The organism is uncultured Escherichia sp. (assembly GCF_948475835.1).
In the GTDB taxonomy this organism is placed as follows: domain Bacteria; phylum Pseudomonadota; class Gammaproteobacteria; order Enterobacterales; family Enterobacteriaceae; genus ECMA0423.
In genome coordinates this window covers 1-9,902 of the sequence record NZ_CAOLGM010000149.1, presented here as the reverse complement: position 1 = coordinate 9,902, position 9,902 = coordinate 1, and the positions used below count along the sequence as shown (strand labels likewise).

The following is a 9,902-nucleotide window of genomic DNA, read 5'->3' as shown; positions in this document are numbered from 1 at the left end:
GTACGGGCGACGGCTTTCTGCCCGTCAGAAATTAACCCGCGAGACGCTGGTATTCTTTGGCAATTTCACTCGCCAGAATGGCGTTGTTGAACACCAGCTGGATATTGGATTTCAGGCTGTCACCGCCGGTCAGCTCAGCAACGCGCGCCAGCAGGAACGGTGTACTTTCTTTACCAATAACGCCCTGCTCTTCGGCTTCGGCGACGGCTTGATCTATGGCTGCATTGATAGATTCCTCCGGCATCGCAAACTGTTCCGGGATCGGGTTCGCTACCACGAGGCCACCGTTCAGCCCGCTTTGCCATTTCACCGCCATTGCACGGGCAATTTCACTGGCGCTGTCGAGACGAATGCTGACGTCAAACGAGCTGGTACGGCAGAAAAACGCAGGCAGCGCTTTAGTCTGATAGCCAATTAACGGCACACCGAAGGTTTCTAAATACTCAGTGGTTAATCCTAAATCGAGAATAGATTTCGCCCCGGCACAAACAACGGTGACATTAGTATTTGCCAGTTCTTGCAAATCGGCAGAAATATCGAAGGTATGTTCCGCCCCGCGATGCACACCACCAATTCCCCCGGTGGCAAATACTTTAATTCCGGCAAGCGCCGCAATAATCATCGTTGAAGCCACAGTGGTTGCGCCATTTTTTCCGGCGGCAACAACAAAAGGTAAATCGCGACGACTAACTTTGGTCACGTTATGCCCTTCACGACCCAGTAATTCAATTTCTTCTTTGCTTAAACCCACTTTCATCACGCCGCCAATAATGGCGATAGTGGCAGGTACTGCGCCCTGTTTACGAATAGTTTCTTCTACTTCAATTGCGGTCTGGGCATTTTGTGGGAACGGCATCCCGTGAGAAATAATGGTCGATTCCAGCGCCACAACCGGTTTTTTGTTTTTTAAAGCGTCCTGCACTTCCGGGGAAATTTGTAATAATTCAGGGGAAATTTTTAATTCAGACATTCTGCGTTCTCCACTAACGATATAACGTTGGCAATCGATAAATCGGGGTTATTGGTGTATTCACAGGAGAGCGCCATTGACGAACATCCCTGTGCGAAACGAACAGATTCGGCAAACGGCATTCCGTCTACCCAACACGAAGCAAGTCCCGCCATCATGGCATCGCCCGCTCCGGTAACATTAATAACATTGGTTTTGATCGGCGCAGACCAGCCATTTTCACCGCTGATATCGCTGTAATAAACGCCATCGCCGCCCATGCTCAATACCAGTCGGTTCAGGCCATGTTGATGGAACCAGGCAGCAACTTTTGCCACATCGTCACGCCCTGACAGCGCAATCCCACTCAGGGTTTCCGCTTCAAGGCGGTTTGGCTTGAGAGTGTGGATCTGATTTAGACGGTCGCGCACTTTGACACATTTCCACGCTGAAACCGGATCGACAAATACGGGTACGTTGGCGGCATTATCCAGAATCCATGCCAGTGCCTCTTCACTGATATTACAGTCTGCGACAATGACCTTTGCCCTCTGAATAAATTCACGGTGCTGTGCGAGATATTCAGCTGTAATAGCGTTGCTAATATTCATGTCATTTATAGCAACCAGCATTTCACCGGTATTATCGAGTAATGATAAATAACTAGACGTATTTTCTCCCGGCACAATCAGGCATTTATCGACATAAACGCCAGATTGATTGGTTTGCGTTAGCAGCGATTGACCATAAAAATCACTGCCTACTGCGCTCAGTAGCCAGGCTTTGTTACCCAGCAACGCCAGGTTTTGTGCAATATTGCGCCCTACTCCACCAGGCGTAAATTTTATTTTACCTGGATTTGAATCCGCATAATTTAATGATTCATGTGAATATCCGGCGACATCAATATTCGCCGAACCTATAATTACGACATAATCCTTTTCGCGCATAGCACGTCCTCTGGTAAAAAATTACCAACCCTGTCAATCCACAAGAATATAGATACTGCAAAGACGGTTTAAACATGTGTTCATATTTAAACATGTGCTCATAGTATGCATGTTTTACGTAAAGTAAATTACCGCCAGAGAGGCAAAATGGGCAGATTTGAGCAGGCTCACAAAATGCGATTAAATGCCTGAATTACAAAAGCGAGGAATTTGTGACGGGATGCACAGAACAGGAACACTAAAAAAGGGCAGAAAATAATCTGCCCTTGAGGAAATAACCTTAGTGTTTGATGAACGTTTCAGGTTTCTACTGAAAGATAAAACCATTTAAATTCATAAAATTACATTTACAAACCGGTCATTCCCTTTGCGCTCATCCAATGATACAGGGCAGGAAATTTCTGCCCTGTAACACACCTTTTATTACGCTGCTTTCGCTACTGCGTCCACTTCCGGACGTTTCAGGAAGGCATAGGCCAAACCCGCCACCAGCGTACCGGCAATAATTGCTACCAGGTAACCCAATACCGGCGTAATAGCGCCAGGGATCAGCAGAACAAACAGACCACCGTGCGGTGCCATCAGTTTCGCACCAATCGCCATTGAGATTGCGCCAGTCAGCGCCCCACCCACGATACAGCACGGCAGCACACGCATCGGATCACGAGCAGCAAACGGAATTGCACCTTCCGAAATAAAGCACAGTCCCAGTACCAGAGCGGCTTTGCCACCTTCCTGCTGCGCTTTGTCGAATTTGCGACGCGCCACCATTGTTGCCAGGCCCATTGCCAGCGGTGGCACCATACCTGCCGCCATAATCGCCGCCATCGGGCCATAGGTTTGAGTACTCAGCAGACCCACACCGAATGCGTACGCTGCTTTATTTACCGGACCGCCCATGTCAGTACACATCATGCCACCGAGGATCGCCCCCAGCAGAACCGCATTCGCAGTCCCCATGGTCTGCAGCCAGTGAGTCAACCCTTCGAGAATGCCAGCAACCGGTTTACCGATCAGGTAGATCATCGCCAGACCGACCACCAGACTGGAAATTAGCGGAATGATCAGGATCGGTTTCAGCGCCTCCATACTCTGTGGCAGTTTCAATTGCGTACTGATTAACTTCGCAATGTAACCAGCCAGGAAGCCCGCAATAATACCACCAATGAAGCCAGAACCGGTGCTGACCGCCAGCATACCGCCAATCAGACCCGGCGTGAGGCCCGGACGATCGGCAATGGAAAAGGCAATATAACCTGCCAGTACCGGCACCATCAGCGCAAAGGCTGAACCACCACCAATCTGCATCAGCGCCGCTGCCAACGTACCCGGCTCTTTAAACGCTTCGATACCAAAAGCAAAAGAAAGCGCGATACACAGACCACCAGCAACGACCATCGGCAGCATGTAAGAGACGCCCGTTAGCAAGTGACGATAAGCGCCTGCACTCTCTTTCTTACCTTCAGTGGTCGCCGTTTGAGTTTTGCCCGCCGGTTCATACGGCGTTGCTTCAGCAACCGCTTTATCCAGTTCCTGCGCGGTTTTCTTCAGCGCCAGACCGGTAGAGGTACGATACATCGGTTTACCAGCAAATTTCGCCAGATCCACTTCGATATCTGCCGCCACAATCACCAGATCCGCTGCGGCTACTTCCTCGGGAGTGATTGCATTACCCGCGCCAACAGAACCACGGGTTTCAACTTTCACCCACCAGCCACGTTTTTTCGCTTCGGTTTCAATGGCTTCAGCCGCCATAAAGGTGTGTGCTACGCCAGTCGGGCAAGCAGTCACCGCAACTACGCGTTTCGGACCGCTGGCGGCAACCGGTGCTGTCGCAGTGACCGGCGCAGTGTAAGGTTTCGCATGGCCTTTGGCTTCACTCAGGAACAGCTCAGGGTGCGCAACTGCCCGGGAAATATCACCCAGCCAGCCATTTTTACCGTTCAGCGCGCTGTCATTCGGGATGGAATCACCGAGAACAATCGCCATTTCTGCGTCGTTCGGATTGTCGATGATTTCCAGTTTTGCTTTTCGCGCCGCCGCGCCCAGCAGGGTCTTCGCCATATAGGCGCGTGCCTGACCGAGATTAGCGTCAATAATCAGCAGCGTTTTCATTATGCCTCTCCTGCTGTCAGTTAAAAGGTTGTAAGTCGACGCGCGCCATCATTGCGGCCAACTGCGGACGATCGGTAATACCCACATTGCTTTGACTTACCGCCAGGGCTGCAACAGCTGTCGCCAGACGCAGTGTGTGTTCACTGGATTCACGCATCAGCAAGCCATAAATCAGGCCACCAACCATAGAATCCCCTGCGCCAACGGTGCTTACGACATCGACTGACGGTGGTTTGGCGATCCATTCGCCGGAGGCATTAACCCAAAGCGCGCCTTCGGCACCCAGTGAAATAACAACATGCGCAATACCTTGTTCACGTAGCGCATGTGCAGCTTCAATCACATCTTTCATTTCAGGCAGTTTACGGCCTGCCCAGATTTCCAACTCGCGGCGGTTAGGTTTCACCAGCCACGGTGCCGCTTTCAAACCTGCTACTAACGCTTCACGGCTACTATCAAAGATAATGCAAGGACACTGACTACGCAGGCGAGTCATCCAGTCGGTGAACGCTTCCGGGCTGACGCCTGACGGTAAGCTTCCGCTGACACAGACCATATCGAACTGACCGAGCCAGCTCAGAGAATCAGTCACAAAGCGTTCCCAGTCGGCGGGGGTGACTTCAAAACCCGAGAAGTTGAAGTCGGTCACTTCGCCGTCTTTTTCCGTCAGCTTAACGTTAATTCGGGTGCGCCCCTGTACAACCTGGAAACGGTTGGCAATGCCCAGCTCGCTGAACAGTTGCTGAAAACCATCCTGATTGTCTTTACCCAGGAAGCCGCCAACGGTGACATCAATTCCCAGGTCTTTTAATACTTTGGCCACGTTGATGCCTTTACCCGCCGCATGCAGACCGGTGGTTTTCACCAGGTTCACTTCGCCGCGTTCAATTTCCGGGCAGAAACCAACAAGGTCATAAGCCGGATTAAGGGTGATAGTAGCAACACGTCTGCTCATTATGCGCCCTCCCCAAGACCAGCAGCGATAGCGTCGCCGATTGCTTTCAGCGCCTGTTCAGCATCTGCACCCTGGGCGGTAAAGCGTAGGCGATGACCTTTCTTAACGCCAAGTGCCACAACTTTCATCAGACTACGTCCGTTTGCCGGTTTGCCGGTACCATCAAGGTTTGTCACGGTAATATCACTGTTAAATTGTTTAATGGTATTGACCAGCATGGTACCTGGACGAGCATGCAGGCCGTGTTCATTGCGCACCACAAACTCCGCGCTTAACACGTCGTCGGTCGGCGCATCATCGCTGGTCAGCAGCGCCAGCAACGTTGCCGCATCCGCTTTCAGCAAGCGGTCAGCTTTATTGTCGAGCAACAAATCAGCGAGACGCTTAAGAACCGCAATGGGCTGATCGTCATTCATCGCCACACTCACCAGCATGGCTGCCGTTTCGCCGTCCACATCAAAAGCATTTGCCGCACGGCTTACCGCAATCGCGCTACGCAGATTGCCTTCGGCGCTATCGCTCAGCCAGATACCCTGTCCGAGGTTCAGCGGTTGTTCATTGATGGCTTTGGTGACGAAAGTGGCGTCAACTGCCCTCGCCTCTTTCAGACGCGCAGCGTTCAGCGCCTGAAGAGTCAGCAGATCGCTGGCGACGATATCCAGCGTCAGCATTTCGTTGTCGAGCTTCAGCTGCTCACTCTGCTTTTCGCCCATCAGTAATGCGCGAAGTTCTTCTGCTGTTGTTGCTGACTTCAGTTGTTCAGCAACGGAATCATCGCTCAGTACGTGGGTCAGCTGGCGTAGCAGGCCCAGATGTTCATCCGAGCTGGCAGCAATACCGATTGCCACGTACGCTACCTGACCGTCACCCCAGGTGACGCCTTCCGGGAACTGAAATACCTGAACGCCGGTTTTCAGCACCTGATCGCGGGTGTCGGTAGTGCCGTGTGGAATAGCAATACCATTGCCGAGGAACGTTGAGGTTTGCTGTTCGCGCGCCAGCATGCCATTGACGTAGCCTTCTGCTACATTACCGGCCTGCACCAGCGCCGCAGCGACCTGGCGAATCGCCTCTTCTTTGTCTCCGGCCTTTTCGCCCGGATGGATGTCCTGTACGGATAACTGGAACATAGTTCTCCTCTCTTGCTGAATTGAAACGATTCAGCCTCTATGAGAAAAAAAGCGCCAACCTGGCTTAGGGTTAAAGACAAGATAGCGCTGAAACGTTTCAAGAAAGCATAATACTTCTGTTTCAGCACGCAAGGAAAGCCGTAAAGTTATGAGCAAAAGTTTGATGTGCTGCACAATTTTTTGCCATTTTTCCTAATTGCTGATGGGAAAATCCGTTATCAGCAATTTCATTTCAGCAGCGTCAGCAGCCAATCAGCAACAGTGAAATGGCATTTTGATTATTCGTGGCGCTTTTGATTTCGCTGTCTGTTTATTTTCTGACAAGCAGCGTAAACTCCGCGTCTTCCTCTTCCAGTGATCGACCAGCATGCATAACTCCCCCGCAGTCTCCAGCGCGAAATCGTTTGACCTGACCTCGACGGCGTTTTTAATCGTTGCCTTTCTCACCGGTATTGCGGGCGCTCTGCAAACCCCGACACTCAGTATTTTTCTTACTGATGAAGTACATGCTCGTCCGGCGATGGTGGGATTCTTCTTTACCGGCAGCGCTGTCATTGGGATTCTGGTAAGTCAGTTTCTCGCCGGGCGCTCTGATAAGCGCGGCGATCGCAAATCGCTGATTGTCTTTTGCTGCCTGTTAGGCGTGCTGGCCTGCACCCTTTTTGCCTGGAATCGCAACTACTTTGTTTTGCTATTCGTTGGCGTCTTTCTTAGCAGCTTTGGCTCGACCGCTAACCCGCAAATGTTTGCCCTTGCCCGTGAACATGCCGACAAAACCGGACGTGAGGCGGTGATGTTCAGCTCTTTTTTACGCGCTCAGGTTTCACTGGCATGGGTCATTGGCCCACCGCTGGCTTATGCCTTAGCGATGGGTTTCAGCTTTACGGTAATGTATCTGAGCGCAGCGGTAGCGTTTATTGTTTGCGGTGTGATGGTGTGGCTGTTTTTACCGTCGATGCAAAAAGAGCTTCCGCTGGCGACCGGCACGATCGAAGCGCCGCGCCGTAACCGTCGCGATACGCTGCTGCTGTTTGTCATTTGTACATTGATGTGGGGCTCGAACAGCCTGTACATCATCAACATGCCGCTATTTATTATCAACGAACTGCATCTTCCCGAGAAACTGGCCGGTGTGATGATGGGGACCGCCGCCGGGCTGGAAATCCCGACGATGTTGATTGCCGGATATTTCGCCAAACGTCTGGGTAAGCGTTTCTTAATGCGCGTTGCTGCCGTGGGTGGCGTCTGTTTTTACGCAGGAATGCTGATGGCGCATTCACCTGTCATTCTGTTGGGCTTGCAGCTGCTAAATGCTATTTTTATTGGCATTCTGGGCGGCATCGGGATGCTCTATTTTCAGGATCTGATGCCCGGTCAGGCGGGTTCAGCCACCACGCTCTATACCAACACGTCGCGCGTGGGCTGGATCATCGCAGGATCAGTGGCGGGCATCGTCGCCGAGATCTGGAATTATCACGCTGTGTTCTGGTTTGCGATGGTGATGATTATCGCCACTCTGTTTTGCTTACTGCGGATTAAAGATGTTTAAGGCGCGGTCAGCATTTCCAGATCGATAAGCCAGGTCATGGCCTGCTGACGCGAGTTACCGCACATTTCAGCGCTGGCTTGTAAGCCTGCACAGACTTTCGGTCGCAGTGGCGAGGTGAAAATTTTACAGCGTTGCTGTTCATCAAGCTGAATGCAGGGCGTATTGGCGGGCTTGCCATCTGGCATACCGGGAATAGGGCTGGAAATTGAAGGGGCAGTGCAACACGCCCCGCAACCCGGACGGCATTTCATACGTTGTTCTCTTAAGGTTAACCACCGGATTGATGAGCGCGCACAGTACCACCTTTTTTGCACCAGCAAAAGTGCGAATACCACTTGCCCGAAAGGCCCGTCGCGAGTACTTTGTCGCGATATTTTTGACATTTTCGACTACAGGAATTTTTCGATGCCAAGAGCGAACGAAATTAAAAAAGGTATGGTACTGAATTACAACGGCAAACTGCTGCTGGTTAAGGATATTGATATTCAGTCGCCCACTGCCCGCGGTGCCGCTACGCTGTACAAAATGCGTTTTTCTGATGTCCGTACCGGGCTGAAAGTAGAAGAGCGTTTCAAAGGTGATGATATCGTTGACACCGTGACGCTGACCCGCCGTTACGTTGACTTCTCCTATGTCGATGGCAACGAATATGTCTTTATGGATAAAGAAGACTATACCCCGTATACCTTCACCAAAGATCAGATTGAAGAAGAGTTGCTGTTTATGCCAGAGGGCGGCATGCCGGACATGCAGGTGCTGACCTGGGACGGTCAACTGCTGGCGCTTGAGCTGCCGCAGACCGTTGATCTGGAAATCGTTGAAACCGCACCAGGCATCAAAGGGGCATCTGCCAGCGCCCGTAACAAACCGGCGACATTGAGCACTGGTCTGGTGATTCAGGTACCAGAATACTTAAGCCCGGGCGAAAAAATTCGTATCCATATCGAAGAACGCCGTTATATGGGGCGTGCTGACTAACTTCAGCCGCATGCAGAAAAGGGATAGCTCAGGCTGTCCCTTTTTTAATTTATTATACCAATCTTCTATTTTGCGCTTCCTGAACACCTTACGCCCTCAATTTTCACTCGTTGATTGATCGCCCTCACACTTCATCGCATTAACAATCCAGACCAATTTCAATTGCTGTCATATAACTTTACACTGTCATTGTTAATTTATCGTTACTAAGACGTGACTCCTATGAAGACAATTGCCTCCGTTACGCTCCCGCATCATGTACACGCTCCACGCTACGATCGCCAGCAGTTGCAATCACGTATCGTTCATTTTGGCTTTGGCGCCTTTCACCGCGCTCATCAGGCGTTACTGACCGATCGTGTGCTGAATGCCCAGGGCGGCGACTGGGGGATCTGTGAAATCAGCTTGTTCAGCGGTGATCAACTGATGAGCCAGCTCCGCGCACAGAACCATTTATATACCGTGCTGGAAAAAGGTGCGGACGGCAATCAGGTGATAATTGTCGGTGCCGTTCACGAATGCCTTAATGCAAAACTGGATTCCTTAGCGGCAATTATTGAGAAATTTTGCGAGCCACAGGTGGCAATTGTTTCCCTGACGATTACCGAAAAAGGCTATTGTATTGACCCGGCCACCGGTGCACTCGACACCAGTAATCCGCGGATTATTCACGATCTACAAACCCCTGAAGAACCTCACTCCGCACCGGGTATTCTCGTCGAAGCACTGAAACGCCGCCGTGAGCGCGGCCTTACACCGTTTACCGTGCTCTCCTGCGACAATATTCCCGACAATGGCCATGTGGTGAAAAACGCGGTGCTGGGAATGGCAGAAAAACGTTCGCCAGAACTCGCCGGGTGGATAAAAGAACACGTCAGTTTTCCGGGAACCATGGTCGACCGCATTGTTCCGGCTGCAACCGACGAATCACTGGCAGAAATCAGCCAGCATCTGGGGGTAAATGATCCCTGCGCGATTAGCTGCGAACCGTTTATCCAGTGGGTGGTGGAAGATAACTTCGTCGCTGGGCGTCCTGCCTGGGAAGTCGCAGGTGTACAAATGGTGAATGATGTCCTGCCATGGGAAGAGATGAAACTGCGTATGCTTAATGGCAGCCACTCTTTTCTCGCTTATCTGGGTTACCTTTCAGGATTCGCCCATATCAGTGATTGCATGCAGGATCGCGCATTTCGCCATGCCGCCAGAACATTAATGCTGAATGAGCAAGCGCCGACACTACAAATTAAAGATGTCGATTTAACACAATATGCGGACA

Annotated in this window: 9 protein-coding genes; 3 read left to right on the top strand and 6 right to left on the bottom strand. The window is 51.3% G+C overall.

The window, feature by feature from the left end:
• Positions 1-31: 31 nt before the first annotated feature.
• From psuG to fruB, 5 genes are all read right to left on the bottom strand, one after another.
• Positions 32-970 carry a pseudouridine-5'-phosphate glycosidase gene (gene psuG, locus QZF50_RS20765; protein WP_001292468.1) on the bottom strand — a complete coding sequence of 313 codons (939 nt, stop codon included), beginning with the start codon at positions 968-970 and terminating at the stop codon, positions 32-34.
• The gene (locus tag QZF50_RS20760) at positions 958-1,899 is read right to left on the bottom strand and encodes a pseudouridine kinase (RefSeq protein ID WP_001208134.1); all 942 of its coding nucleotides are present in this window, start codon (positions 1,897-1,899) and stop codon (positions 958-960) included. The genes psuG and QZF50_RS20760 overlap by 13 nt, the downstream gene beginning before the upstream one ends.
• Before the next feature lie 423 nt (positions 1,900-2,322).
• Positions 2,323-4,014 carry a PTS fructose transporter subunit IIBC gene (gene fruA / locus QZF50_RS20755; RefSeq protein ID WP_290388971.1) on the bottom strand — a complete coding sequence of 564 codons (1,692 nt, stop codon included), beginning with the start codon at positions 4,012-4,014 and terminating at the stop codon, positions 2,323-2,325.
• Positions 4,015-4,030: 16 nt separating this feature from the next.
• A complete protein-coding gene (gene fruK / locus QZF50_RS20750) occupies positions 4,031-4,969 on the bottom strand; it encodes a 1-phosphofructokinase (RefSeq protein WP_000091263.1) in 939 nt (312 codons plus the stop codon).
• On the bottom strand, positions 4,969-6,099 hold the full coding sequence (gene fruB, locus QZF50_RS20745) for a fused PTS fructose transporter subunit IIA/HPr protein (RefSeq protein WP_000487257.1): 1,131 nt from the start codon (positions 6,097-6,099) through the stop codon (positions 4,969-4,971). The genes fruK and fruB overlap by 1 nt, the downstream gene beginning before the upstream one ends.
• Positions 6,100-6,466: 367 nt before the next feature.
• Between fruB and setB the strand changes: the two genes are divergently transcribed.
• Positions 6,467-7,648 carry a sugar efflux transporter SetB gene (setB, locus tag QZF50_RS20740; protein ID WP_000551969.1) on the top strand — a complete coding sequence of 394 codons (1,182 nt, stop codon included), beginning with the start codon at positions 6,467-6,469 and terminating at the stop codon, positions 7,646-7,648.
• Here setB and QZF50_RS20735 read toward each other — a convergent pair.
• Entirely contained in the window at positions 7,645-7,899 is a 255-nt protein-coding gene (locus tag QZF50_RS20735) for a YkgJ family cysteine cluster protein (protein WP_001349348.1), read from the bottom strand. The genes setB and QZF50_RS20735 overlap by 4 nt on opposite strands.
• 154 nt (positions 7,900-8,053) lie before the next feature.
• Here QZF50_RS20735 and yeiP point away from each other — a divergent pair, with 154 nt between their 5' ends.
• Both yeiP and QZF50_RS20725 read left to right on the top strand, forming a co-directional pair.
• Positions 8,054-8,626 (top strand): elongation factor P-like protein YeiP, encoded by a 573-nt coding sequence (gene yeiP, locus QZF50_RS20730; RefSeq protein ID WP_001136827.1) that lies wholly within the window; start codon positions 8,054-8,056, stop codon positions 8,624-8,626.
• A 222-nt stretch (positions 8,627-8,848) separates the two neighbouring features.
• A partial coding sequence (locus QZF50_RS20725) for a mannitol dehydrogenase family protein (RefSeq protein ID WP_290388970.1) occupies positions 8,849-9,902 on the top strand: 1,054 nt, incomplete at its 3' end.